The following is a 24328-nucleotide window of genomic DNA, read 5'->3' on the forward strand; positions in this document are numbered from 1 at the left end:
CGTTCCCATGCCGAACACGGAAGTTAAGCACTTGAACGCCGAAAGTAGTTGGGGGCTTCCCCCTGTGAGGATAGGACGTTGCCAGGCAATTTTGTTTTTTTATTCCGCAATAGCTCAGTGGTAGAGCAACCGGCTGTTAACCGGTAGGTCGTAGGTTCAAATCCTACTTGCGGAGCCAATGGCCCGTTGGTCAAGCGGTTAAGACACCGCCCTTTCACGGCGGTATCACGGGTTCGATTCCCGTACGGGTCACCATTTTATTGTGCCGGTGTAGCTCAGCTGGTAGAGCAACTGACTTGTAATCAGTAGGTCGCGGGTTCGACTCCTGTTGCCGGCACTGTTTTTTTAATTAAATTTTCCTAGACAAACTGGGGGGGTAGCGAAGTGGCTAAACGCGGCGGACTGTAAATCCGCTCCCTCGGGTTCGGCGGTTCGAATCCGCCCCCCCCCACCATGTCGAGCCATTAGCTCAGTTGGTAGAGCATCTGACTTTTAATCAGAGGGTCGCAGGTTCGAATCCTGCATGGCTCATTTTCTTGCGGAAGTAGTTCAGTGGTAGAATACGACCTTGCCAAGGTCGGGGTCGCGGGTTCGAATCCCGTCTTCCGCTTTTTGTTTATTTTTTTGGGGCCTTAGCTCAGCTGGGAGAGCGCCTGCCTTGCACGCAGGAGGTCAGCGGTTCGATCCCGCTAGGCTCCACCAAATTTTGCTTAAAGATCTTAGGCGAGTTTCGTTCGTCTTAAGTTTTTTTATACTTGAAATGCCTGTTAACCAGAGTACGTACGCGAAAGCACTGTGATTCCCTTCACAGTGCTTTTTTGTTGTTTTCTACTGTATAAAGATGCGTCATCTTGTCGAGTTGAACCAGCTGTATGTTACCGCTTACAATTAAGGTAACTTAATTAAGCAAAGGGGATGCGGGGATGAACATTGCATATATCAGCGTGCCATATCGTTACGGTCAAGGAAAGCCAGGAACAGAGCATGGTCCGGCAGCAGTCGAACAAGCAGGCCTATTTCAAACGTTAGCAACACATGGACAAGAAGCGGTCCGCTACGGGGAAGCGGCTGTCTTACCAGAAGACGCGGTACGTGAGGAAGATGCGAAGTTAAAGCGTCTCGAAGGAGTCGTCCATACGACGAATGATTTACAGCTACTTGTACATGATGCGCTGTCCGAACGACGTTTTCCGTTACTCGTCGGGGGCGACCACAGCATGGCAATCGGAACGATCGCAGGACTTCGTCGATCGATTCCGCGGCTCGGTGCGATTTGGTTCGATGCGCATGGTGATTTAAATACACCGGAAACGTCACCTACAGGTAATATTCATGGAATGCCACTCGCTGTTGCTCTTGGGGAAGGGCATCAGCGCCTAACGGAAATCGGTGGGACAGACGTCAAGTTACAACCGGAGCATCTTGTCTTTATCGGCTTGCGTGACGTCGATCCGGGAGAACAGGAATTGATTGATCGGCTTGGGATTCGCGTTTATGACATGGAAGCGATTCGGACACGGGGAATGGAAGCCATCATGAAGGAAGCGATTGCTTACCTGAACGAAACGACAGACGCATTTTACTTAAGTTTCGACATGGATGGTCTTGACCCGAGTTTAGTCGAAGGGACCGGGACGCGGGTTGCGGACGGTGTCATGTTAGAGGATGCTCAGACCGTCTTGAACTCTTGTGCGGAACAAGAAAACTTTATTGCAGCGGAGTTCGTCGAAGTGAATCCGTTGTTAGAAGAAGGGAACGGAACCGCGATTCTTGCGAATGCCTTGATCGGAAACCTACTTCAAGCGATGCAAAACCAACATTTAGTAAAATAATGGATAGAACTTGAACTCTTTTCATCGGGGTTCAAGTTTTTTTTGTTACAATTTAAATTGAGATGAAACATTTATCGGTCGACTCCGTATAAGAGATTGACCGCATAGAGCGGGGGGTATTTGAAGTGGAAGAAACAACACTACGCTTGATTGAGCGAGTGAAGCAAGGCGACCGCGATGCATTTGCGGCACTTGTTGATCTATATAAAGAAGGGGCATTTTTAGTTGCCTTCCGTGTATTACGTGATCGGATGGAAGCAGAGGATGCCACGCAAGAAGCCTTTATTCGCGTATTTACAAAGATTGAATCGTATAATGCACAATGGAAATTCCGTACGTGGCTCTACCGGATCGTGACAAATGTTTCAATTGACCGCTTACGGAAGAAACGTCCAGATTATTCCCTTGATGCCGAAATGTCAGGTACTGAAGGCTTGACGCTGTATTCCCAGCTTGAAAGTAAGGAGCAATTGCCAGAAGATCAAGTCGTTGATTCAGAAGAACGAAATGCTGTCGGTGACGCGATTGCCGCTTTACCTGAAAAGTATCGAATTCCACTTGTCTTGAAATATATTGAAGACCTTTCATTAAAGGAAATCAGTGAACTGATCGATTTACCAGTCGCCACAGTCAAAACTAGAATTCACCGTGGCCGAGAAGCGCTGAAGAAGCACTTCGGAACGCGGTGAGAAGGAGGATCTCACCATGACACGAGAACACGTAAACGAACGCATCCAAGATTATTTAGACCAAAACCAACCTCCAGAAGACTTTAAACAACTCGAAGCGGAGTTACGGGAGGCGAATGCGATGGACGACTTCGAAGAGTATCGACTCCTCGATGCACAGTTACGCACGCTTCCGAAGCCGAAGCTCTCGGCAGACTTTACATCCCGCGTGCTGGCACAACTGCCTGAACAGGTGGACACGTCGAATGTGACACCGCTTCGTAAACCTTCTCGTTTTGGAGGGAAGATGAAACAGTATCCACTCCTTGCAGCTGCCTCGATCTTTGCGTTACTTTCGGTCGGTAGCCTCGGGGGGTACATGACGCAAGAAGATAAAGACTTGTCGTATACGAACGCTCCCGGTATCGTCGCTGAAAATGGCGAAGTTGTTGTTCCAAAAGGAGTGACGGTCAATCAAGATTTATACGTCGAAGGCGGCAATGTCCGGATTGAAGGCAAAGTCAATGGAGACGTCATGACCGTTGACGGGACGGCTTACACAGCCAGTGCCGGAAACGTAACTGGAGAAATTAAAGAAATCGATCAGTTGTTCGAACGCGTCTGGTACGGAATCAAACGAATCTTTGATTAATCAGTTGGGGCGAGTCTAACTCGCCCCTTTGTGCTATAATGAAAGCTGTTTAAATTAGATGAGATAGGGGGCACGGTTGGTGAATTACTTCAACTGGCAACCACTTCAATTTCAAATGTTGAAACTGGGCGAAAACGTACACTGGTACGATTATATTAATGATGTGCTTGATATCGCGGTCGTGACATTCGTCATTTACCGCCTGATGATTATCGTCAAAGGCACAAAAGCGGTTCAATTGATTAAAGGGATTTCTGTCATTTTGATCAGCTGGTTCTTAAGCGGCTTCTTCGGACTGAAGACCTTACAATTTCTATTGAATCAAATCATCACCTATGGATTACTCGGAATTATCATCATCTTCCAGCCAGAGCTCCGTCGAGGACTGGAGCACCTGGGACGAACGAGTAAATTCTTTTCACGGAGTGCCATCAGTGATGAAGATGAGCAAACGCGAATCGTCGACGCACTCGTTTCGTCAGCACAATACATGTCGAAACGCCGGATTGGTGCGCTCGTCACGTTTGAACGGGAAACCGGTCTCAGTGAATATGTCGAGACGGGGATTCCGCTCGGCTCACAAATTACGAGTCAGCTTTTGATTAACCTCTTTATCCCAAACACGCCGTTGCATGATGGTGCGGTCATCGTTCAGCAAGGCAAACTTGCGGCAGCGGCTTGTTATTTACCGCTCTCAGAAAGTGCCCACATCTCTAAAGATCTCGGGACGCGTCACCGGGCCGCGATTGGTGTCAGTGAAGTTACGGATAGTGTCACGCTTGTCGTATCGGAAGAGACGGGAGGCGTATCTCTCGCAATCAATGGTCGTCTTTACCGGGAACTCGACGAAGATTCACTTCGGACGAAGTTGCTTGAGACGCTCGTCAAAGTCGAACCGGCGAATACGTCCTTCTTTAACTGGATGGGGGCGAAAAAATAATGTTCGAAAAGTGGTTCAATGAACGATGGTTTTTACGAATCGTTGCGGTACTACTTGCTGTGATGCTCTATTTGATGGTCGCAGGCTCGAGTTCGAGCGGGAAAAGTGACGCGGCGAGTCTATTGCCGATCGCTGGTCAGGGCTCGACGACGTTTGACGTACCGGTCACAGTGAATTATGATGAATCGCAGTGGGTCGCCTATAATATTCCAACTACAATCGAAACGACGGTCAAAGGACCATCGAGTAGCTTGACGATGCTTCGCCTCGTCAAAGACTTTGGTCTATCGTTAGATTTAGAGGGACTCGACCCTGGGTACCACCGTGTTCGTGTGACAGCGAATGGATTTGGAAAAGATGTTGAAGTGACACCGAAACAGGAGACGGTCGAAGTTTTTCTTGATAAAAAAGTCACGAAACAAGTCCCGGTTCAAGTCGCTTTACTCAACAAAAATAAAATCGCCGAAGGGTATGTCGTCGGTGAAGCACAACCGAGTAAACAAACGGTTGCTGTGACGGGAGGAGCAGAAAAGCTCCAAGCCATCACATCGATTCAAGTCCCGATCGACGTGACGGGTCGCGCGTCGACTTTCATGGAGTCGTTCAACGTTAAAGCGACGGATACGAATGGGAACGCGATTAGCGCGACGTACGATCCGGAACAGCTTGAAGTGACAGTTCCTGTCTATAAGGAAAGTAAAACAGTCCCGATCAACGTTAAAACAACAGGTAGCGTCAAAAAAGGCTACAAGGTCGTCAAGATCGTTCCCGTCGTCACGGAAGCGCGTCTGTACGGAACGAAGGAAGAATTGACGCGAATCGGTTCAGTCGATACAAAGGCAATCTCACTGAAAGATTTGACGAAGACGACCGATAAGACGATCGAACTCGTCGAACCGGATAATGTGACGGCAATGGATCCGACTTCGATTACGGTCAGTATCGTCGTCGAGAAAGAAAATGCTAAATCGACGACGGAAACGGTCGAGGAGCGAGCAGAGAAGACGATTACAGGTGTTCCTGTGACGCTTAACGGTTTCGACGAGTCGAAGTATACAATTGACTATGCTGAAACGATTGATCTCGTCGTCCGTGGCAGCGAAGCGGACTTAGCTTCGATTGATGCAACCGACATCAAGGCTGTCATCGACGTAACAGGATTAAAAGAAGGCACACACGGCTTACCGATTTCATATCAGACATCTAAAGCATTCGATGTCTTACGACCGGATAACATGGACGTCACGTTAAAGACGATTCCCCGGACATCGGTACAGACCAATTAAAACCAATCAGTGAAATGAGGAAATAGCACATGGGTAAGTATTTTGGAACTGACGGCGTCCGCGGCGTCGCAAACGTAGAATTGACACCGGAACTCGCCTACCGTCTTGGACGGATTGGCGGATACGTGTTGACGAAACACGAGAGCACACGTCCGAAAGTCTTAATCGGACGCGATACACGCGTCTCGGGTCAAATGCTTGAGAACGCGATGATTGCAGGATTGTTATCAATCGGCGCGGAAGTTATGCGTCTTGGTGTCATCTCGACACCGGGCGTCGCATACTTGACGAAAACGATGGATGCGACTGCGGGCGTCATGATTTCAGCGTCACACAACCCGGTTGAAGACAACGGCATCAAGTTCTTCGGAACAGACGGTTTTAAGCTCAATGACGCAACAGAACGCGAAATCGAAGCATTGCTCGACGAAACAGAGGACACACTCCCGCGACCATCGGGGAAAGAGCTTGGTTTCGTCCACGATTATTATGAAGGTGCGCAAAAATACCTCCATATGCTTCGTCAAACATCGGATGAAGATTTTTCCGGGATTCATGTCGCAATTGATGGCGCGCACGGCGCGACATCAAGCCTTGCACCACGTTTGTTCGGGGACCTCGAAGCAGAAGTCTCGACAATCGGTACAACGCCAAACGGTTTGAACATTAATGATGGTGTCGGATCGACACACCCTGAGCACCTCGCGGCATTCGTCAAAGAAAAAAATGCCGACGTCGGTCTCTCGTTTGACGGTGACGGCGATCGCTTGATTGCAGTCGATGAAAATGGGGATATCGTCGATGGCGATAAAATCATGTTCATCTGTGGAAAATACTTGAACGAAATCGGTCGTTTGAAAGATAACACGATCGTCGCGACAGTCATGAGTAACCTCGGCTTCCATAAAACAGTCGCAGAACACGGCATGACAGCCTTACAAACAGCAGTCGGTGACCGTTACGTCGTCGAAGAGATGCGTAAAAACGACTACACACTCGGTGGCGAACAGTCAGGTCATATCATCTTCATGGATTACTCGACGACAGGCGACGGCATGTTGTCCGGCGTTCAGTTACTCCAAATCATGAAGGCGACAGGCAAGAAGTTATCGGAACTCGCAGCCGAGATGCCAATCTTCCCGCAACGTCTTGTCAACATTCGTGTATCGGATAAGAATGGGGCAATGAACGGTCCTGCCGTTCAAGCGATCATTGCGGAAGTCGAAGCGGAAATGGCTGGAAACGGTCGGATTCTCGTTCGGGCATCTGGAACAGAACCACTCGTCCGTGTCATGGCGGAAGCAGAGTCGCAAGAAGCGTGTGACATGTACGTCGAGCGGATCGCGAACGTCGTGCGTGAAAATTACGCGTTACAAGAAAATTGAGTCGACGAAAAGGAGTAGCTACGTGCTGCTCCTTTTTTTGTGTAAGGGAGGAATGTTAAGGAGGGGAATTAGCACGAACCCGTTGTCCTGTGCCCGCTTTTCTCAGGCGGAACGCAAGCCGCGGCCAGCTTGGGGCTGCCCGGGTCTCGCTTGTTCCTGTCGGAAGCGGAGCTTCCTTTTCCTGTAGAAGTCGGACAGGGGTACGGGTTCGTTTCAGAAATAGCGTGGGTCTGGAGTAGGAACAGTGTTTGGATCATAGGAGAGAGAAGGGGACGACACCGCTGTCCTCTGCCCGCTTTTCTCAGGCGGAACGCAAGCCGCGGCCAACTTGAGGCTGCCCGGGTCTTGCTTGTTCCTGCCGTAAGCAGAGCTTCCTTTTCCTGTAGAAGTCGGACAGGGACACGGGTTCGTTGGAGGGTGGATGAGTAGGTACAGAAGCTTAATTCTTTTTTTTACAAAATCTAGGGATTAGAAGTATTGTTTAGAAAGATATCGGGAATAGTTACAAATACGTTACCTTCCTTGCTTTTTCCAATTAAAGTTCGTATGATTGTAAAGTCGGACAGAAACGGAGTCGGACAGAAACAGAAGCGCCAGGGCTGACTATGTGATAGGCAGCTGACGAGGTGGAGGTTTATCGAATCATTCGGCGGATGCCTCCCGGTACCTTATCAGTACCGTAAACTTACTTGAAATCGTCTAAGTGATTAGACGGACAAACAAGCAAGTGCTGATAACTCTCGACAAGAGCCGTTTCCTCTTCAGGGAAATACTTGATATGGGAGAGAATCAATATGTGCGGAATCGTAGGTATGATCGGAGAAGTTAACACGAAAGAAATTTTACTAAAGGGTCTCGAAAAACTCGAGTACCGCGGTTATGACTCGGCAGGTCTTGCGTTCGTCAATGACGGCGTTCAGGTTCATAAAGAAGTCGGTCGCATCGCTGCGCTACGCGAAGTCGTCCCTGCAGAAGCAGACGGTACAGTAGGAATCGGTCACACACGTTGGGCAACACACGGTGTACCAAGTGTTCCGAACGCCCACCCACACCAAAGTGCATCATCACGCTTTACACTCGTGCATAACGGTGTCATCGAAAACGATGAGCAGTTAAAAGCAGAACTTAACGTCGATTTACTCAGCGACACGGATACAGAAGTCATCGTTCAGATGATTGAAAAGAACTTTGACGCAACAGGTGATGTCACGGAAGCCTTCCGTCAAACACTTCGCGTGCTCCACGGTTCGTATGCGCTCGCTTTAATCGATGCAGAAAACCCGGACGTTCTTTATATCGCAAAAAATAAATCACCACTTCTCGTTGGTCTCGGAGACGGCACGTTCAACGTCGTTGCGTCTGATGCAATGGCCATGCTTCAAGTAACGGATCAGTTCGTTGAGTTACATGACGGTGAAATGATCATCTTAACGCGTGACAGTGTCACAATCCAGGATTTAGACGGAAACGTGCAAGAGCGTGACGCGTATACAGCTGAAATTGATGCTTCTGATATCGAAAAAGGGACATACGCGCACTATATGCTTAAAGAAATGGATGAGCAGCCAGCCGTCATCCGGAACATCGTTCAAAAATACCAAAACGAAGCTGGCGAAATCACACTCGATCAATCGGTTCGTGATTTAGTCCTTGGTCGTGACCGCGTCTATATCATTGGTTGCGGAACAAGCTACCATGCTGGTTTGATCGGGAAACAATTGATTGAACAAATCGCTGGGATTCCGGCAGAGGTCCACATCTCGTCTGAATTCGGCTACAACATGCCACTTTTGACAGAGAAACCACTCTTCCTCTTCCTTTCACAATCAGGTGAAACAGCGGATAGCCGTGCCGTTCTCGTTGAAGCGAAAAAACTTGGTCACCCAGCATTGACGGTCACGAACGTCGCGGGATCAACACTTTCACGTGAAGCAAACGCAACACTCTTGTTGCATGCCGGTCCTGAAATCGCAGTTGCCTCAACAAAAGCATACACAGCGCAAATTGCTGTTCTTGCGGTCCTCGCGTTTGACCTGGCTCAAGCAAAAGGCGTCGACGTCAACTTCGATCTCATGAAAGAACTCGGTAAAATTTCAAGCGCAATGGAATCCGTCATGTCACAAAAAGAACGGTTCCAAGAGATCGCTGCAGAATACTTGTCTGAATCACGCAACGCCTTCTTCATCGGCCGTGGTCAAGATGCGTATGTCGGAATGGAAGGGGCACTCAAGCTCAAAGAAATTTCGTACATCCAGGCAGAAGGGTACGCTGGCGGCGAATTGAAACACGGTCCAATCGCTTTGATTGAAGACAACACACCGGTCATCGCCCTCGTGACACAACCGCACGTTCACCTCAACAACCGAGGCAACGTCAAGGAAGTCGTCGCACGTGGCGCGAACGCATGTGTCATCGCTTCAGAAGGTCTCGAATTGCCGACGGATGCATTCGTCATCCCGTCAGTCGAGCCGCTCTTGTCACCATTACTTTCAGTCTTACCACTTCAGTTGATCTCGTACTACGCGGCACTCGGCCGTGATTGCGACGTCGACAAGCCACGTAACTTGGCGAAGTCAGTAACAGTCGAATAAAAACATTCAAGTCATACTCCTTCCAGTTGGAGTATGACTTTTTTATTACCTAGCACTGAAGGAATGAGTGGTGAAACACATATGCAGATGAAAACAAACTGGCTCCAAGCTTTTCCGCAATCCTGTGCAGTAGACGTGGAGGCTGTGAGACGTCTCTTCCCCCACCGATTGTTTAGACCGGTGACGTGGGGGACGATTGAAATCGCGTATTGGCAAGAAAAGTTGAATTTGCCGTCTCGCGTGTACTTGGATGAAGTACCAAAGGTGAAAATCGAGACGTTGACGAAACAACAACGGTGGCTGCTCTATTGCTTGTATACGCGCCATCACAATGGTTATATCCGCGAGAAATATGTTCAACGATTACAAGAAGAACAGGCGGATACAGACTGGGTGTTGCTTTATCTGATTGAATTGACTGGGGAATATGTAAGAGAAATTCTAGAACGAATCGAACCGATTTTAGAGAGGTGGCCTGAGGAAAATCTGTGTTCCTTTCTACAAGCAAATGATGTTTACATGACACGGATTGAGTGTCGCATCATCAGCTACTGGAATATATATCAGCGGACATCTTATCCACTCTTAGGGGATTCAGCCTATGTCGGATTTCGACTTACAAAATACTACCGTTTACGCAAGGTAACAAAGCAGTAGAAATACTGAAATCGAGTAATCGTCAATAGACCGTACACGCTCAACAGAGAGTGTACGGTCTATTTGTTAGTTCATCATGGACTGAAGATAGAAGAAGCTTAACAAAACAAGTGAAATCAAAAAGCAGACGAAGAGATTCTTCATGAAGACGTTCCGAGAAAGGCGCCGGTTCATGATTATCTTATCGAGAAACAGATTAACAGCTAAGACAATTACGAAAATCACGAAAAAGAGTGGCAATAGGTCCATATGTAACATCCTTTCCATCATCTTATTCAACGCATCAAGTCAATCAAAAGTTTCGCAAAGCTTAAAATCTCTTGTGAAAAACAGGACTTTCCAGTAGGGAAGGGAAAGAAGAAAAGTAAAGAAACCAAAAGGAGGGACATTCAGATGCGACAAGCGGTACTCATTATTGATTTTCAACAGGATCTCGTCGAAGGGACGGCAGAAGAGTCAGGTGTTCATGCGAAAGATGCCCGTCAGTCAGGTCATCAATCAAGTCGTGCAAGAAGCACAGAATCATGCTCATACGATTGTCTTCATCCGGGATCTTGATGTCGCGGACGGAAACGGACCGGGGTTTGAGGTGCACTCCTCGATTCAGATTCCAGATCAGGCGGTGACGTTCGATAAAGCTGCAACGAATGCGTTTCACGGGACACCACTGCTTGAGTATCTGAATGAACGACAAATCGAACATGTCGTCATCCTCGGCTGTAAGACGGAACACTGCATCGATACCGCGGTCCGCAGTGCAACCGTCAATGGATTTGATGTGACGCTCGTTGCTGACGGACATACGACGAACGGCTCCGATGTTTTATCGGCGGAGTAGATGATTGCCCATCACAATCAAGTTTTGCACGGTCACTACAATGTCGAACATTTTGCGCTGGTCCGGCCGTCAACCGAAAAGTTGTTTGAACCGATCCACGATCAGCACAGAACATAAAGGAGTGAAGTTATGATTGAACTGCGAAAGATAAAAGAGACTGTTTATTTAACCTATCAGATGCTCGATACAGCCGCAATTGACGGACTGCCCGAAATCCTTGAAAAACGACTGGGGGATGCATTATGACCCGCGAAGAGTGGATTCAATCGTTTGATCTCGATGTAGCAGAGATTTTTTCCGTCACGGATTCGTACAGTTCCGAAGTCGACCGGCTGGTTCTGCGTGACGGTCGGACTGTTTTTTTAAAGCGACCCTATACGGCTGATAAATGGTACCGGGAGCACGGATGGCTGACGTATTTAGCCAGTCGTGTCGCTGTCCCGAAGATTCTCATGGCGGCGCGACCAACCGAACAGACGACGGGTGCGTTTGTGCTCGAAGCACTTGCCGGTTCGACGATTGAAAAAGTGACACCGGAACTGGTCTCGCAAATCGGGCGGCTTCACGCAACACTCCATACGTGTACCCGTGAGGCGTACGGCGATTTTGAGGAGAACGGCTTCACCGCGTTTACCTCACAGGACTGGCGTGTCTTCCGAAATGCGAAGATGACCTCATTCGAGCCGGCGATTCAACAAGTTTTGCCGCCTGCCCTTTATCAAGCCGCCTTTACAGAATTAAAACGGCGTGAACGTGAGTTACCGGAACCGTCGCGTCCGGTCGCCGTCCATCTCGATTTCCGGCTCGGGAATCTGCTCGCAGACGGCGGAAACCTCACTGGACTGATCGACTTTGAAACTTCACGTTTCGGAGCGACGGAGATCGACTTCACGAAACTCGACCGGGACGTCTTCCAAGGTGGCAGCGCTCTGCTGGGTGCTTATCAAAACGGATACGGCCAAATTCGGACACCGGAACCGATTGAAGTCTATTTGCCGTACTACCGTCTGTTTGAAGCACTGACGGGAATCGGCTGGTGCGTCCAGCGTGGATTAGCGCAGCACCAACAGTTTTTTGACAACAACCATGCCCGCTTGTTAATTGAACTCGAACGGACGAGCATATTCGAAGAACGTTAAAAGACGTCGTTTGACGAGCGAACCGCTATACTTGTGGAAATGAAGCAAGTGGAGGGGGATGTATCAGATGGAACAACCAAAACGAATCGGAATTATCGGCGGTGGACTTGCGGGGACGTTCGCTGCCCGTCAATTACAAGTCGAAGGATACGAGGTCGAGATCATCGAAAAAAGCCAAAGTGTCGGGGGACGCATGGCGACACGACGAATCGATCAGGGAAAGGCGGACCACGGAGCTGTCTTTTTCACCGTCCGGACGGATGAACTGGCGCAGGAAGTCGATGAATGGCTCGAACGCGGATTGATTCGGAAATGGTTCGGTGATGATTTTCCACGGTATATCGCGATTAACGGGATGAATCAACTCGTTCAGTCGATTGCACGCGGGATTCCGGTCCACTTGAACGAACAGGTCGTACGGATTGAAGCGGACACGGTTTTGCGGACGATTGCAGATAGCCGGACACGGGTCTATGACGCGATGCTCGTGACAGCACCGGTTCCGCAAGCCTATGACTTACTGGAAGCGTCCCGGCTGACGCTTGACGCAGCCGATCATACAGCGTTAAGCCGTGTCACGTTCGAACCGACATTTGTCGGCCTGTTTGAACTGAAAGAACCGCTCGAAATTGGGGAGGTCGGTCTGGCGGACGAAGGACTTGTCCCCGGGATGCTGAAGCTCGTCAACAACGCAGAAAAAGAAATCTCGGCGACACCTTTACTGAGTGTCTACATGACGGGTGAGTGGAGTGAATCCTGGTATGACAAGGAGGAAGCGGAGACGCTCACTGAAATCGAACGGCTCCTGCAAGCACAACTCGGTCCCGTCGAACTCATCTCCCGTCAGTTGAAACGATGGCGTTACGCTCAGGCACGCGATGTCTTCCACACGCCGTTTCTAAAACTGAATCACCATCCGCTGTGGCTTGCCGGGGATGCCTTCCTTGAAGCAGATGATGCCTCGGGACGGACACGGGTTGAGAGTGCCGTCATATCCGGTCTACGTGTCGCAGCGACAATCGATGCGCATTTTAAGCAACACGTTCTGACGAAATGAAGTAAAAGCAGGAGTATGCGACATGGCATACTCCTTTATTATTGATCAGATTCTAAATGTGCGACAGGCTCCAAGCAGCCATTGCATCTAAAATCGGCAAAAAATTAAGTCCCGTGTCGGACAATGAGTATTCGACCTTTATCGGCACTTCCCGGTAGACTTTTCGAAGCAACATGCCATCCTGCTCAAGTTCGCGTAGTTGACGTGCTAAGATGCCCTTAGAAATTCCGGGCAGCAGACGTTGTAAGGCGCCAAAGCGTTGTGTTCCTTGTTTGAGATGCCACAGGATGAGGATTTTCCATTTACCAGAAATGATGGTTTGCACACGAGTGACCGGACAAGCCGTCCGCTGTTCGGTAAGATTCATTTAGTGTCCTCCAATGGTTCTGTTTAGGTGACCAAGTATCTAAAAGGTGCCTACTAGGATTAGTGTACCACCTGTAATAAGATTAGGTACAGGATAGGCATTTGATAGAAAAAGGAGCGAATACCCATGAAGCTATTGATTACAGGAGCAACTGGAAAATTAGGAACTAAGATTGTCAATCATCTGTTAGGGCGGATTAGTGCGGACGACCTTGTCGTCAGTGTCCGAAATGTCGAAAAAGCAGCGAATCTCAAAGAACGTGGTGTCGAAGTCCGTCATGGAGATTTTGATGCGCCAACTACGTTAGCAACGGCCTTTGCAGGGATTGATCGTTTGTTGATCATTTCAACGGACGGGGAAGAAGCTACACGGATCCGGCAACACACGGCAGCAGTCGAGGCAGCGCAGGCTGCAGGCGTCGGCCTGATCGCCTACACGAGTATTGCCAATGCACAAGCAAGTCAAAATTTCTTGGCACGGACGCACCAGGTAACAGAACGATTGATTGAACAGACAGGTATCCCTTATATTTTCTTCCGGAACAACTGGTATCTTGAAAACGAGCAGGCGACGATTGACGCTGTACGTAACGGAGCAGACTGGTTGACAGCAGCGGGTGACGGAAAAGTCGGCTGGGCGTTGCAGGACGACTATGCAGAAGCAATCGCTACTGTTTTGACAACAGATGCTCCAAAACAAGCTATCTATGAACTGTCGGGTCCATTGTTGACACAAACAGAAATCGCCGAGGCACTCGGAGCGGTTCTTGCTCGACCTGTCACTGTTCAACAAGTGGATGTAGCAACGTATGCTGATATCATGAAACAAGCGGGTCTCCCGGACTTCCTCATCCCGATGCTTGTCTCGATTCAAGAAGGGATTGCAAACGATACGCTTGCTGTTGAAAGTCAGGACTTTGCACAAATTCTCGGTCGCCCGCCTGTCGTAATCAACAATGCATTAGAACGATTGATTAAAAGATAAGTTCATTTGAACGGGTTTTCCGAAGTCCTTCTCAGGGTATTCTTTTGAGAGTGAGCGAAAGTTAGAGGAGGATTCAAATGGACATCAAAAAATATCGAGTTGCTCCGGATGCGAACGTCAGTTTAGCTGATTACCAAACATCTGATCCGGACCGGATTTCTGAAGAACAATTACTCAAGACATACATTCCAGAGAGCGTCGAGGAATTGAAAGAGCTACACTGGCGGCTTCATGCAGAAGAAAAACAAGGTATTTTAGTCGTCCTGCAGGCAATCGATGCCGGTGGGAAAGATGAAGCGATCAGCTATATCTTTTCAAATCTGAATGCTCAGGGCTTGAAGACGATTTCCGTCAAGAAACCGTCAGAAGAAGAACAAAAACACGATTTTCTATGGCGGATTCATGACGGGTTGCCGGCCAAAGGAGAAGTCGGCATTTTAAATCGCTCATATTATGAAGATGTCATCGCACCGCGTATTCATAACCTGCTTGAGGAGGAAGAACTCCCGAACGATCAAGACGTTTGGCAGATGCGGTACCGGCAAATCAATGACTTCGAGCAGTACCTGGTCGAGAACGGAATCCGTGTCGTCAAGTTTCTCTTCAATGTTTCGAAGGACAAACAAAAGGAACGGTTGCTCGAACGGATGAAAGACCCGAAAAAGAACTTTGAATTTTCTTTTAGTGACGTTGAGGAGCGGGAACATTGGGATGAGTATCAAGACATCTTTGCCGATTTGATTTCAAACACATCAACGGAAAATGCGCCATGGTACGTGCTACCGGCCGATGATGACTGGTTCGGACGTTACATCGTGACAGAAGTCATGAACGACGTTTTACGCGATATCAATCCGCAGTTTCCTGAAGTGTCGGACGAGGATCAAGAAAAACTAGATGAAGCAATCAAAAAGCTGGAAAATGAATAATCAAAACCGTTCATCGTCAGACGATGAACGGTTTTTTAGGCTGTAGACAAAGTTCTGTCGGGAGATAAAGCGTCACGTTTCGTTTCTTCCCCCCCGTAGGAGTCAACGAAACGTGCCGCTTTGAAGACGAGGCGGGACAGGGCAGCGCGAACGGATTGCCTCTCGTTCTAGCATATTCACGCTTCATAAGAGGTTGTCTAAGCATTTTTTTAATTTGTTATTTTCGTTTTTGTCAGACACGTTATACTAAACAGGGAAGAAACGATGAACGATTTGGAGGAATCACACATGACTGAATACCCAAACTGTCCGAACTGTGGATCGAGCTATACATATGAAGATGGAAATCTGTTCGTCTGTCCGGAATGTGCGCATGAATGGACGCAGGCTGAAGCGGACGTGACGGAAGAGACGGCGGTCATCCGTGACGCGAACGGAAACGAATTGCATGACGGCGACACGATTACGGTCATCAAAGACTTGAAGGTCAAAGGCACATCGCTCGTCGTCAAACAAGGAACCCGTGTCAAAGGAATTCGTCTCGTCGATGGAGATCACGACATCGATTGCAAGATTGATGGCCTAGGTGCAATGAAGCTGAAATCCGAGTTCGTTAAAAAAATCTGATGTAAAAAACCGCCAGTCAGGTCGACATGGCGGTTTTGTATGTTCGACGAATGAATTTATGTTCAGGACAAATGTCCTTTATCAATCATCCACCGTCGTTTTAGGATAGGATGAAAGAAGATAACGAAAGGAAGGCGATACAGATGCGAGGCATCCTTTTTGCAATCAGCGGCGGTTTTTTTCTGACGCTCCAAAGTGTCGCCAATGCCCGAATCAGTGATGGAATCGGGACCTGGCAGGCAGCGACCGTGACCCAAATGACAGGCTTCATCGTCGCCTTATTGATCACATTCGCCTTACGCGATCGGACGTTTCAAGAGATGCGTCGCGTCAAGCCGCTTTATCTATCAGGAGGCGCACTGGCGGCGGCTGTTTTGTTCAGTAATATCACAGCCGTGCATTTGATGGGTGTGACATTGACGATTTCACTCTTTTTGATCGCCCAGCTCGGTCTGGCCCTTTTGATTGACTGGAACGGTTGGTTCGGAATGATGAAACGTCGGTTGCAGCTGCCGCAAGTCATCGGAATTTTGTTGATGGTCGGCGGTGTCTTAATCTTGAAACTATAAGGAGGGATTCGTGTGGAGGATGAGCGACTTGCGACATACTTGGACCGTTTTCAATTGACGCATGTCTTTGACGAGCGCTTACGCCGTCATCTCGAACGTGTCGAGGTCGAGCCGGGTGAATACTTATGCCAGCAGGGCGATGACGCGAAACAGCTGTATTTGCTCGTCGAAGGAAAGTTGAAGATCACGCATATGTCAGCGGCAGGACGACGGCTCGTTCTTTCCTTCAAGCATCCGTTCGATCTGGTCGGCGATATCGAATATGTCCGCCGTATCCCCTTGATGAATACGGTCGAGGCTGTAACGCCGGTCCAAGTCTTCCGGATCAGTTACGCGGCACTCGAACAAGCAGGAACGGACAATCCGGCATTCTTACGTTTTTTGCTCGAGACGATCACGATGAAGTTCGAACTGAAATCGCACTCGATGAGCTTTAATCTTTTATATCCGGTCGAAGTCCGGCTCGCGAGTTATCTGTTGTCGATGACACCGGAAAAACAAACTCTGCCGGTCACGGATTTAGTCGATGCAGCGGATTTGATCGGGACGAGCTACCGGCACCTGAACCGGGTGTTACTCCAGTTCGGCAGGGAGGGATTGATTGACCGGACGAAACGGACGATTGAGATCATCGACCGCGCGGGTTTAATGGAGCGTGTCGGGGAAAGTATCTATGAATAGGAGGCAAGCACGATGACACTTGGGATTTTACTCGCCTTATTTGGCGGGATGCTCGTCTGTATGCAAAACACCTTTAACGCCAAAGTCAAAGAACGGGTCGGAGCCTGGGCAACGACGACGTTAGTCCTTGGACTCGGCTTTCTCGCTTCAATGACGATTGGATTGCTCGTTGAAGGGACGGCACTTTTTTCAATGACCGGCATGCAGCCGTGGTTTTGGTTCAGTGGCATCATCGGTGTCGGCGTCGTCCTGTCTGTGACGCAAGGCGTCCAGCAACTCGGACCGAGCTACGCCATCTCGATCGTCATGGTCTCACAAATCCTCTTTGCCCTGCTCTGGGACACGCTCGGCTGGTTCGGTCTCGAACAGGTCGCCTTCACATGGACGAAGGCAGTCGGCGTTCTCTTGATTGGCGGCGGGGTGCTTTTGTTCCAACTCGGCGGGAAGCTGACAGAAAAACGGATCTTACGAAAAGGAGCATGACGAATGAACTATACAACATTACTCTTTGATATCGATCATACTTTACTTGATTTTGACGCAACGGAACGCTGGGCGCTGCGAAAACTATTCGTGGACGAACAGCTCGAATGGACGGAAGAACGTGAAACCCGGTACCGGTCCATTAACAAAGCCTTATGGGCAGCCCTCGAACGGGGGGAAGTGACGCGAGACGCAGTCATCTCGGAACGTTTCGTGACGTTTTTTGCAGAGCAGGGATGGGTGGTCGACGGGAAACAGATGGATGAGCGCTACCGGACGTATCTCGGTCAGGGAACGGATTTGATTGACGGAGCACACGAATTACTCGGGCAGTTAAAAGGACATTACCAACTCTACGTCGTGACGAACGGTGTCTCGCGGACACAACATGCACGGCTCGCTGGTTCAGGACTGTTGCCGTACTTCGATCAGATTTTTGTTTCCGAAGACACGGGCTATCAAAAACCGATGCGTGCTTTCTTTACGTATGTGTTCGACCGGATTCCGGAATTCCGTCCGGAGCAAACACTGCTCATCGGCGACTCCTTGACTGCAGATATCCAAGGCGGCATTTCGGCCGGAATTGATACGTGTTGGTTTAACCCGGGTCAGGAAACGGCTCCGAGTGAGTTGACACCGACCTACACCATCGAACGGCTCGAACAGTTGCTTGATCTGTTGCGGACGACGGAACGAGTTCGATAACGAAAATATGTCAAGATCGTTTGACGCGAAGCGATAAAAGACTAGAAAAGGAGCAGGTTGTCATGAATCTACGAGCGATGACCGCAGCAGATTATCCGGAAGTCGGTCGGATTTACCAGCAAGGAATCGAGACACAAAATGCGACGTTCCGAACGGAAGTACCGTCGTTTGACTACTGGGATGCCCATCACCACATACACAGCCGGATTGTGGTGGAAAAAGACGGGAAAATGCTCGGATGGATCGCCATCAGTCCATTTTCGTCGATTCCGGCCTATGCCGGTGTTGCCGAAGTCAGTTTGTATATCGATGAAGACGCACGGGGAAAAGGAGTCGGGACGGTATTGATGCAGGCGGTCATTACGTCGAGTGAAGCAGCAGGCATCTGGACGTTGCATTCACAAATCTTTCCGGAAAACATCGCCAGCCTCAAACTCCATCAACGGTTCGGTTTCCGGGAAGTCGGTCGTCGGGAACGAATCGGACAGTTGGCTGGTGTCTGGCGGGATACCGTGTTACTCGAGCGGAGAAGTGAAATTTAAAAAATGGGGCTGACGCAAAAGTCAGTTTCTATACAACAAAGAGTGGCAGCGATTGAGTCTGCCACTCTTTGTTGAATTATTCGTTTCAGAACGACATGAAAGGACAAGGAAAAACCCGTCTGAACTAGAAGTGCGGGACGGGTTCTGCTTTACTTCTGATTGGATAATACGATTCCGAAAATCCGCTCTCCTTTTTTGAGTGGTACGTCAGCGGGACGCGTGACCTCATTTAAATTAAACCCGCGCATTTCTTTATTTTTTGACAGATGATAGACCATCAAAAGATTATAAGGGGTCGCCGTAGCCGTTTTTGAGCGGAAGTCGGCACCGCGAACGATGTAATCATCAAGATGCGTAAACGTATCGTCACCGAAGAGTACCGTATCACCGACATCAATCCCGAATTGAATCAGATCATCCGAGAAAGACTGGGAAAACCGGATCGTGGTATCGTACTTTTTCGGTTCAAGTTCCATCGAGAACAGTACCCGTTCTTGTTTGTCCGGGAGATATTCGACACCTTTTAGCCAGTGGGTCGCCTTTAATGTTCCTTTTAGCTGAACGGCGCCAATCTGTTGGTTGGCAAGTGTGGCAAATTTTTCTTCCCCTTCTGTAACGGGTAGGGGGGAGAGTGTGAAGGTAGAAGTGGCCTGGGTGATAGGTACTTTTTTCGTAGCGGATTCGATTTGATCGTGGTTTTGGCTGCACCCTGTCAAGATAAGGGCGGCAAGTGGTATGTACATCCAGTTTTTCATAGAAGAAGCCCCTTCCTTCGTGTGTTGGAAACATTATCCATCATCAAGCTTATCGTTTTCCTTGGATGATTTCAATGAAGAACGGGAAAAGACTGACAGCACATATTTTCAGGAGGGGTAACGATGGACGACTTTTTTGGTGAGGGACTTGAGACGAATGAACAGAAACGGAAATCAAAGCTTGAGGAAGTATTTGACCAATCGTTTGAAGCAGAACGGCGCGACTTTAACCAGTCGCTTAATCAAGAAGTGACCGTCGCCCTGATTGGCGACGTCAATGCCGGTAAATCGTCGACATTAAATGCGATTCTTGGGCGTGACGTCGCGACGGTCGGAGCGCAACCGGGTGAAACGACACGCATCGATCAGATTCGGCAGCACCCGGAAGATAAAGTCATCTTCGTCGATACGCCGGGACTCAATGACGCGAACAGCTTGAATTCAGATACGACGTGGCAGTTTTACGAAAGTGCGGATGTTATTTTGTATTTCTTGAATGCAGCGGGGACCGTCTTATCGGAGACGGAAACAAAAAATTTCAATAAGATTTATGCCCATAATAAAAACATCATCATCGTCGTGACGAAGATTGATGCGACGAACGACTTAGAGACCGTCACCCGGCACATCGAAACGAAGTTACCGGGACCGACCCTTGTCCCTGTATCAGCGAAGGATGGGACGAATATCGACCGGTTGCGGCGTGAGGTCCTCGATATCCTAAAAAAGTTCGACAAGGATAATCTGTTTGTCCGCGAAATCGATCCTTCGTTACGGGGGAAAGTCGCTAACAACTGGATTGTCGGGGCCGGGACGGCGGCTGGTGCAATCGGAGCGGTCCCGTTCCCGGGCGCAGATATCATTCCGTTGACGTCGATTCAAATCGGTTTGATGCTGAAGCTGTCGAACTTATATGAACGGAACTTATCGAAAGAAAGTGCGAAAGAGTTGCTTGTCGTGACGATCGTCGGCAATTCAGGAAAAACGGCTTTTCGCCAACTGGCGAAGATGGTGCCCGGGTACGGGGCTGTATTCGGAGCGGGTATCGCCTCGACGGCGACACTCGCACTTGGTTACGGAACAAAATATGCGTACGAGAACAAACTCGAACTGACACCGGAAAGCTTGATAGGATTTGTGAAACGATTCCGAAAAAAATCGGAGTGAGCATAATCTCAGTCTTTTTTGAAATACCCTGTTATGCTATGAAAAACAACAGGGAGGGATTGTCATGTCTACATTATTAGAAGAAATTCAAGCGTATCAAGAACAGTTCCGTCAAAAAGCACCGGCTGAAAAGCAGAAGCTGATGACGCAAGCAACAGAAGAACTCGCAGCATCAAACGGAGCAAAAGGATTAGCTGTCGGAGATGAGGCACCTCGCTTTACGCTACCGAACGCGGCAGGGACATCCGTCGCTTTAGCGGATTTACTTGAACAAGGTCCCGTCATCGTCACGTTCTATCGTGGCGGATGGTGCCCGTACTGTAACTTAGAGCTCCGTGCGTACCAACGTGAACTGGCGAAGATTCAGGAAAAAGGAGCGACACTCGTCGCAATCAGTCCTGAGACACCGGATCATTCACTCTCGACGCAAGAAAAAAATGACTTAGAGTTCGCTGTCCTCAGTGACGTCGATAATGTCGTCGCAGGGCAATTTGATCTCGTCTTCGAGATGCCGGACTATTTAGTTGAAGTGTACAAAGAATCAGGGCTGGACGTTGCCGGACATAACGGGAATGAAGACTGGCAGCTACCGAAACCAGCAACGTTCATCATTCAGCCGTCAGGTGAAATTTCGTTTGCTGACGTTCCGTCTGACTACACGCAACGTGTTGATCCGTTAACGATCATCTCAAAACTTTAAAATGTTATAAATGATCAACTCCTTTATTTTTCTATTCGTAAACAGCAGTCCTTCGTTCATAAGACGAAGGACTGCTGTTTGATGTATGCGACGGAATTATTTTAAAAAGAACTACAGTATAAAAAACGAATTAATCTTGAGTGGGAAATGAGGTTGGAAATGGATAGTTGTCTTCTTCTGTCCAATCGACGGAGTGTTTGATTTCAATCATAATTAAGTCATTTACCGTTCTTAATGTATGTGAGACGCCTTGGGGGATGTGGACAACCGATGGTGCTTCAAGCGTCTGATGTTTACCATCAATGATTGCTTCCGCTCTTCCTTTAAGAATGCTCCAGGTTGAGGCGGTATGTTCATGATAGTGATGACTGATTTGATGATTTTCTTTAATGTGCAAGCGTCGTGTAATTGCATATCGTCCATCTTCAAGTAATTGTTGATGCAAAATTGTCGCATAGCCCCAGCGTTTCCATTCAAATTGTGGAGGTCGGTCTTGGTGGACGAGATATTCTTTTAAATGGGTCGTTTCTTCTTTAGAAGAAACCAAGACACCGTCAGGACTAACGGAAACTATTAAATCATCCAATCCAATTCCGAGAACTGGAATTTGAAGTTCGTTTACAATATGTGTATTTGTTGATTTCAGAAGATGAGCATTTCCATGAAGAACACTCGGCATTTCCTCCGTTAACGTATTCCAGGTTCCGAGATCTTTCCACGGACCTTCATACCGATGTACGTAAATCAGTTCCGTTTTTTCGACAACCGCATAGTCAAAAGATGTTTTTTCAAGAGAGTCGTAAGAGCGGAGTAGATCACAGTAGGTGGTAGGAACGTTTTGAGCAAACAATTGTTTAATAAGAAAATCGAGTTGGCAAGCAAAGACACCGCAACTCCAAAGTGCATCTTCTTTAATTAATTGTTCAGCTAAGATGATTGTCGGCTTTTCTTGAAACTTCTTTACCCGTGCCATCTGATTGGCTGTTTCTGGAATAATGTAACCATACTTTGAGGTTGGATGAAGTGGTTCGACACCCATTAAATGCAACGCGTCAGGATGGGATTGGACAGCCGTATCGAGTAAACTAAACCTCTCGAAAAAGGACATATCTACATAAGAATCGACGGGCATGATGACAATTGTCTCTGTCGAATCAATGTTTTCAGCTAAGTAACTTGTTGCAAGCATGATGGCAGGAAACGTATCACGACGCGAAGGTTCACAAATAACGGCGACATCTGGACCTAATTGATGCTCGATAGCATCGAGCTGTGATTTTGTTGTTGAAATCAGAGTGCGTTCAGCTAACTTGATTTCTTGAAGTTGGAGAAAAACACGTTCAATCATGGACTGTTTTTTCCCGGACGGGTCTTCTAAAATGCGTAAAAATTGTTTTGAGTTTAAGTCATTTGAAAGGGGCCATAATCTTTTTCCGGACCCGCCAGACAATAATAAAATGTACATGCCAATCCATCCTTTCAATGAAACGGTTAACTGTATTTATGCAAATGAATAATAGTTCCTATTTCTTTGGACAATTGAGACATGTTCTGAGTTGAAAAGTGGAAAACACATAATTCACTTATAGACTAATGGTCTTTTAAGAAACCATTAGTCACCGAGTCAACGTTTTCTGTATCCATTCCCGAAAACGGGATCCGGTATAGTCCCAGTGGCGTGTTTTTGCGAAAAGGTAAGAGGCGTAACGAATCGTATCATACTGTTCTGTATCCCGAATGCATGATCGCATTTCAATGGCTAATGCGCCTGGAGTCTGGAACGTTGTCATATATCCAGCTAATCCATACTGTACAGCATCTTGAAGACCGGGAGCATGATAGACGATGGATGGCGTCCCGACAGCAGCAGCTTCACTGACTGCCAACCCCCAGCCTTCGCGCTTTGATGGAAATAATAAAGCGGTCGCCCGGCTCATTCGCTCAAGTTTCTCTTCATGACTGACGAAGCCGAAATAGGTAATATCTTGACGCATTTCTTCCGGAAGAAGAGGATTTAGTTGCTCTTCAATGTAGGTCTCATCTTTTTCACCAATCACCCAAAAACGGGCTTCCGGAAACTCCTGTTTGAATATGACGAACGCTTTAATCGCATCGTTGATTCCTTTATAGGCGGACATACGACCAATGTAAAGAAAAGTCGGTTTTTCTTCTTTATTTTTCCAGTCTATCTCTGGCCATGGGGTGAAATTGATTCCTGCCGGTAAAATCGTAATTCGTTTTGGAGCGAATCCGACATCGATTAAATCGTCAGTGGTCGATTTGCTGACAGTCACCGCCAAATCGTTCCGGTAGAGGCGGAGGCGGGGCGTTTCCGTCCGTTCTCCTAACCAGGCATACGGTTGGTTGACGTTGATCTTCCAAATTTCACGTGTTAGTCGATAAATGAATAGGGCACGTTTTTCTCGTGGTACATAAAGCGGAGTGAAAAAGTGATGGGTATTGACTTGATCGACAACGAGATCAATTGTCGATGCATGTATCTGGTAATAGTGAAAAGCATACAGAAGGACCGTTGCGTTTGTTCCGCGTCGGATATAGGTGACACCATCAAGAAATTCAACGTCGTGACCACCATCAAAGCCAGGTGAGATGTGGGTAAGGCGATAATCTTCGGCAACCCGTTTCAATACTTCGTGAATGAAAACTTCAGCACTGCCTGCTTTCGGATGTTTAATATCACGCCAAGACAAAAATAAGAGGTGTGGTTTCATTATCATGTCCTCCTATACGTGTAGTAGGTCCATTCAAAAAGA

At 48.1% G+C, this 24328-nt stretch carries 24 protein-coding genes, 7 tRNA genes, 1 rRNA gene and 1 pseudogene; 29 read left to right on the top strand and 4 right to left on the bottom strand.

Features of this window, described 5'->3' with window-relative positions; translation table 11 throughout:
* From rrf to KNP96_RS11250, 19 genes and pseudogenes are all read left to right on the top strand, one after another.
* Positions 1 to 87, top strand: a 5S ribosomal RNA gene (gene rrf, locus KNP96_RS11160); the annotation flags it as partial.
* 16 nt (positions 88 to 103) lie between these two features.
* A tRNA-Asn gene (locus tag KNP96_RS11165) sits at positions 104 to 178 on the top strand.
* A 2-nt stretch (positions 179 to 180) separates the two neighbouring features.
* Positions 181 to 255: transfer RNA gene (locus KNP96_RS11170), tRNA-Glu, on the top strand.
* 9 nt (positions 256 to 264) lie between these two features.
* Positions 265 to 337: transfer RNA gene (locus tag KNP96_RS11175), tRNA-Thr, on the top strand.
* A 33-nt stretch (positions 338 to 370) separates the two neighbouring features.
* A tRNA-Tyr gene (locus tag KNP96_RS11180) sits at positions 371 to 454 on the top strand.
* 4 nt (positions 455 to 458) lie between these two features.
* A tRNA-Lys gene (locus tag KNP96_RS11185) sits at positions 459 to 531 on the top strand.
* Between the two features lie 7 nt (positions 532 to 538).
* Positions 539 to 610: transfer RNA gene (locus KNP96_RS11190), tRNA-Gly, on the top strand.
* A gap of 16 nt (positions 611 to 626) precedes the next feature.
* Positions 627 to 702: transfer RNA gene (locus KNP96_RS11195), tRNA-Ala, on the top strand.
* Between the two features lie 221 nt (positions 703 to 923).
* The gene (rocF, locus tag KNP96_RS11200; RefSeq protein WP_088836015.1) at positions 924 to 1832 is read left to right on the top strand and encodes an arginase; all 909 of its coding nucleotides are present in this window, start codon (positions 924 to 926) and stop codon (positions 1830 to 1832) included.
* 125 nt (positions 1833 to 1957) lie between these two features.
* Positions 1958 to 2521 carry an RNA polymerase sigma factor SigW gene (sigW, locus tag KNP96_RS11205; protein WP_214767576.1) on the top strand — a complete coding sequence of 188 codons (564 nt, stop codon included), beginning with the start codon at positions 1958 to 1960 and terminating at the stop codon, positions 2519 to 2521.
* Positions 2522 to 2537: 16 nt separating this feature from the next.
* Positions 2538 to 3152: a polymer-forming cytoskeletal protein gene (locus tag KNP96_RS11210; RefSeq protein ID WP_088836017.1), complete on the top strand. Its 615-nt coding sequence runs from the start codon at positions 2538 to 2540 to the stop codon at positions 3150 to 3152.
* Between the two features lie 115 nt (positions 3153 to 3267).
* Complete coding sequence (gene cdaA / locus KNP96_RS11215) at positions 3268 to 4092, top strand: diadenylate cyclase CdaA (RefSeq protein WP_204251426.1); 825 nt, start codon at positions 3268 to 3270, stop codon at positions 4090 to 4092.
* Complete coding sequence (locus KNP96_RS11220; protein ID WP_088836019.1) at positions 4092 to 5378, top strand: CdaR family protein; 1287 nt, start codon at positions 4092 to 4094, stop codon at positions 5376 to 5378. Before cdaA ends, KNP96_RS11220 begins: the two co-directional genes overlap by 1 nt.
* Positions 5379 to 5407: 29 nt before the next feature.
* A complete protein-coding gene (glmM, locus tag KNP96_RS11225; protein WP_088836020.1) occupies positions 5408 to 6763 on the top strand; it encodes a phosphoglucosamine mutase in 1356 nt (451 codons plus the stop codon).
* Positions 6764 to 7557: 794 nt separating this feature from the next.
* Positions 7558 to 9354, top strand: coding sequence for a glutamine--fructose-6-phosphate transaminase (isomerizing) (gene glmS, locus KNP96_RS11230; protein WP_088836021.1), 1797 nt, complete (start codon positions 7558 to 7560; stop codon positions 9352 to 9354).
* Between the two features lie 81 nt (positions 9355 to 9435).
* Complete coding sequence (locus tag KNP96_RS11235) at positions 9436 to 10011, top strand: hypothetical protein (protein WP_088836022.1); 576 nt, start codon at positions 9436 to 9438, stop codon at positions 10009 to 10011.
* 393 nt (positions 10012 to 10404) lie between these two features.
* Positions 10405 to 10966 (top strand): annotated as a pseudogene (locus KNP96_RS11240) (isochorismatase family protein).
* Positions 10967 to 11091: 125 nt separating this feature from the next.
* Entirely contained in the window at positions 11092 to 11988 is an 897-nt protein-coding gene (locus tag KNP96_RS11245) for a phosphotransferase enzyme family protein (protein ID WP_088836024.1), read from the top strand.
* Positions 11989 to 12055: 67 nt separating this feature from the next.
* Positions 12056 to 13045 (top strand): NAD(P)/FAD-dependent oxidoreductase, encoded by a 990-nt coding sequence (locus KNP96_RS11250; protein WP_088836025.1) that lies wholly within the window; start codon positions 12056 to 12058, stop codon positions 13043 to 13045.
* Between the two features lie 52 nt (positions 13046 to 13097).
* Here KNP96_RS11250 and KNP96_RS11255 read toward each other — a convergent pair whose 3' ends face one another.
* Positions 13098 to 13412 (bottom strand): winged helix-turn-helix transcriptional regulator, encoded by a 315-nt coding sequence (locus KNP96_RS11255; protein WP_214770544.1) that lies wholly within the window; start codon positions 13410 to 13412, stop codon positions 13098 to 13100.
* Between the two features lie 126 nt (positions 13413 to 13538).
* Here KNP96_RS11255 and KNP96_RS11260 point away from each other — a divergent pair, with 126 nt between their 5' ends.
* The 8 genes from KNP96_RS11260 (at position 13539) to KNP96_RS11295 (ending at position 18932) form a co-directional block, all read left to right on the top strand.
* The gene (locus tag KNP96_RS11260; protein ID WP_088836027.1) at positions 13539 to 14396 is read left to right on the top strand and encodes an SDR family oxidoreductase; all 858 of its coding nucleotides are present in this window, start codon (positions 13539 to 13541) and stop codon (positions 14394 to 14396) included.
* A 77-nt stretch (positions 14397 to 14473) separates the two neighbouring features.
* Positions 14474 to 15325, top strand: coding sequence for a PPK2 family polyphosphate kinase (locus KNP96_RS11265; RefSeq protein WP_088836028.1), 852 nt, complete (start codon positions 14474 to 14476; stop codon positions 15323 to 15325).
* Between the two features lie 288 nt (positions 15326 to 15613).
* Positions 15614 to 15952 (top strand): zinc ribbon domain-containing protein YjdM, encoded by a 339-nt coding sequence (locus KNP96_RS11270; protein ID WP_088836029.1) that lies wholly within the window; start codon positions 15614 to 15616, stop codon positions 15950 to 15952.
* Positions 15953 to 16095: 143 nt separating this feature from the next.
* Positions 16096 to 16521 (top strand): DMT family transporter, encoded by a 426-nt coding sequence (locus KNP96_RS11275; RefSeq protein ID WP_088836030.1) that lies wholly within the window; start codon positions 16096 to 16098, stop codon positions 16519 to 16521.
* Between the two features lie 12 nt (positions 16522 to 16533).
* Positions 16534 to 17202, top strand: a complete 669-nt coding sequence (locus KNP96_RS11280; protein ID WP_214770546.1) for a Crp/Fnr family transcriptional regulator — start codon at positions 16534 to 16536, stop codon at positions 17200 to 17202.
* A 12-nt stretch (positions 17203 to 17214) separates the two neighbouring features.
* Positions 17215 to 17685, top strand: a complete 471-nt coding sequence (locus KNP96_RS11285) for a DMT family transporter (RefSeq protein WP_088836032.1) — start codon at positions 17215 to 17217, stop codon at positions 17683 to 17685.
* A gap of 3 nt (positions 17686 to 17688) precedes the next feature.
* Positions 17689 to 18390 carry a YjjG family noncanonical pyrimidine nucleotidase gene (locus KNP96_RS11290; RefSeq protein ID WP_088836033.1) on the top strand — a complete coding sequence of 234 codons (702 nt, stop codon included), beginning with the start codon at positions 17689 to 17691 and terminating at the stop codon, positions 18388 to 18390.
* Between the two features lie 62 nt (positions 18391 to 18452).
* Positions 18453 to 18932, top strand: coding sequence for a GNAT family N-acetyltransferase (locus KNP96_RS11295; RefSeq protein WP_088836034.1), 480 nt, complete (start codon positions 18453 to 18455; stop codon positions 18930 to 18932).
* Between the two features lie 149 nt (positions 18933 to 19081).
* Here the strand turns inward: KNP96_RS11295 and KNP96_RS11300 are convergent, their stop codons facing one another.
* The gene (locus KNP96_RS11300) at positions 19082 to 19687 is read right to left on the bottom strand and encodes a hypothetical protein (protein ID WP_088836035.1); all 606 of its coding nucleotides are present in this window, start codon (positions 19685 to 19687) and stop codon (positions 19082 to 19084) included.
* A 123-nt stretch (positions 19688 to 19810) separates the two neighbouring features.
* Here KNP96_RS11300 and KNP96_RS11305 point away from each other — a divergent pair, with 123 nt between their 5' ends.
* Together KNP96_RS11305 and KNP96_RS11310 are read left to right on the top strand one after the other, a co-directional pair.
* A complete protein-coding gene (locus tag KNP96_RS11305) occupies positions 19811 to 20854 on the top strand; it encodes a YcjF family protein (protein ID WP_088836036.1) in 1044 nt (347 codons plus the stop codon).
* Positions 20855 to 20918: 64 nt separating this feature from the next.
* Complete coding sequence (locus KNP96_RS11310) at positions 20919 to 21554, top strand: peroxiredoxin-like family protein (protein WP_088836037.1); 636 nt, start codon at positions 20919 to 20921, stop codon at positions 21552 to 21554.
* A 130-nt stretch (positions 21555 to 21684) separates the two neighbouring features.
* Here the strand turns inward: KNP96_RS11310 and KNP96_RS11315 are convergent, their stop codons facing one another.
* Both KNP96_RS11315 and KNP96_RS11320 read right to left on the bottom strand, forming a co-directional pair.
* Complete coding sequence (locus tag KNP96_RS11315) at positions 21685 to 23019, bottom strand: sugar phosphate nucleotidyltransferase (protein ID WP_088836038.1); 1335 nt, start codon at positions 23017 to 23019, stop codon at positions 21685 to 21687.
* A gap of 151 nt (positions 23020 to 23170) precedes the next feature.
* Positions 23171 to 24286, bottom strand: coding sequence for a glycosyltransferase family 4 protein (locus tag KNP96_RS11320; RefSeq protein WP_088836039.1), 1116 nt, complete (start codon positions 24284 to 24286; stop codon positions 23171 to 23173).
* Between the last annotated feature and the right edge of the window lie 42 nt (positions 24287 to 24328).

The organism is Exiguobacterium sp. s133, assembly GCF_018618595.1.
Classification (GTDB): Bacteria; Bacillota; Bacilli; order Exiguobacteriales; family Exiguobacteriaceae; genus Exiguobacterium_A; species Exiguobacterium_A oxidotolerans.

Coding starts and splice junctions, on each gene's coding strand:
- rocF (WP_088836015.1), top strand. CDS start 924: ATGAACATTGCATATATCAGCGTGCCATATCGTTACGGTCAAGGAAAG.
- KNP96_RS11210 (WP_088836017.1), top strand. CDS start 2,538: ATGACACGAGAACACGTAAACGAACGCATCCAAGATTATTTAGACCAA.
- cdaA (WP_204251426.1), top strand. CDS start 3,268: ATGTTGAAACTGGGCGAAAACGTACACTGGTACGATTATATTAATGAT.
- KNP96_RS11220 (WP_088836019.1), top strand. CDS start 4,092: ATGTTCGAAAAGTGGTTCAATGAACGATGGTTTTTACGAATCGTTGCG.
- glmM (WP_088836020.1), top strand. CDS start 5,408: ATGGGTAAGTATTTTGGAACTGACGGCGTCCGCGGCGTCGCAAACGTA.
- glmS (WP_088836021.1), top strand. CDS start 7,558: ATGTGCGGAATCGTAGGTATGATCGGAGAAGTTAACACGAAAGAAATT.
- KNP96_RS11235 (WP_088836022.1), top strand. CDS start 9,436: ATGCAGATGAAAACAAACTGGCTCCAAGCTTTTCCGCAATCCTGTGCA.
- KNP96_RS11245 (WP_088836024.1), top strand. CDS start 11,092: ATGACCCGCGAAGAGTGGATTCAATCGTTTGATCTCGATGTAGCAGAG.
- KNP96_RS11250 (WP_088836025.1), top strand. CDS start 12,056: ATGGAACAACCAAAACGAATCGGAATTATCGGCGGTGGACTTGCGGGG.
- KNP96_RS11255 (WP_214770544.1), bottom strand. CDS start 13,412: ATGAATCTTACCGAACAGCGGACGGCTTGTCCGGTCACTCGTGTGCAA.
- KNP96_RS11260 (WP_088836027.1), top strand. CDS start 13,539: ATGAAGCTATTGATTACAGGAGCAACTGGAAAATTAGGAACTAAGATT.
- KNP96_RS11265 (WP_088836028.1), top strand. CDS start 14,474: ATGGACATCAAAAAATATCGAGTTGCTCCGGATGCGAACGTCAGTTTA.
- KNP96_RS11270 (WP_088836029.1), top strand. CDS start 15,614: ATGACTGAATACCCAAACTGTCCGAACTGTGGATCGAGCTATACATAT.
- KNP96_RS11275 (WP_088836030.1), top strand. CDS start 16,096: ATGCGAGGCATCCTTTTTGCAATCAGCGGCGGTTTTTTTCTGACGCTC.
- KNP96_RS11285 (WP_088836032.1), top strand. CDS start 17,215: ATGACACTTGGGATTTTACTCGCCTTATTTGGCGGGATGCTCGTCTGT.
- KNP96_RS11290 (WP_088836033.1), top strand. CDS start 17,689: ATGAACTATACAACATTACTCTTTGATATCGATCATACTTTACTTGAT.
- KNP96_RS11295 (WP_088836034.1), top strand. CDS start 18,453: ATGAATCTACGAGCGATGACCGCAGCAGATTATCCGGAAGTCGGTCGG.
- KNP96_RS11300 (WP_088836035.1), bottom strand. CDS start 19,687: ATGAAAAACTGGATGTACATACCACTTGCCGCCCTTATCTTGACAGGG.
- KNP96_RS11305 (WP_088836036.1), top strand. CDS start 19,811: ATGGACGACTTTTTTGGTGAGGGACTTGAGACGAATGAACAGAAACGG.
- KNP96_RS11310 (WP_088836037.1), top strand. CDS start 20,919: ATGTCTACATTATTAGAAGAAATTCAAGCGTATCAAGAACAGTTCCGT.
- KNP96_RS11315 (WP_088836038.1), bottom strand. CDS start 23,019: ATGTACATTTTATTATTGTCTGGCGGGTCCGGAAAAAGATTATGGCCC.
- KNP96_RS11320 (WP_088836039.1), bottom strand. CDS start 24,286: ATGAAACCACACCTCTTATTTTTGTCTTGGCGTGATATTAAACATCCG.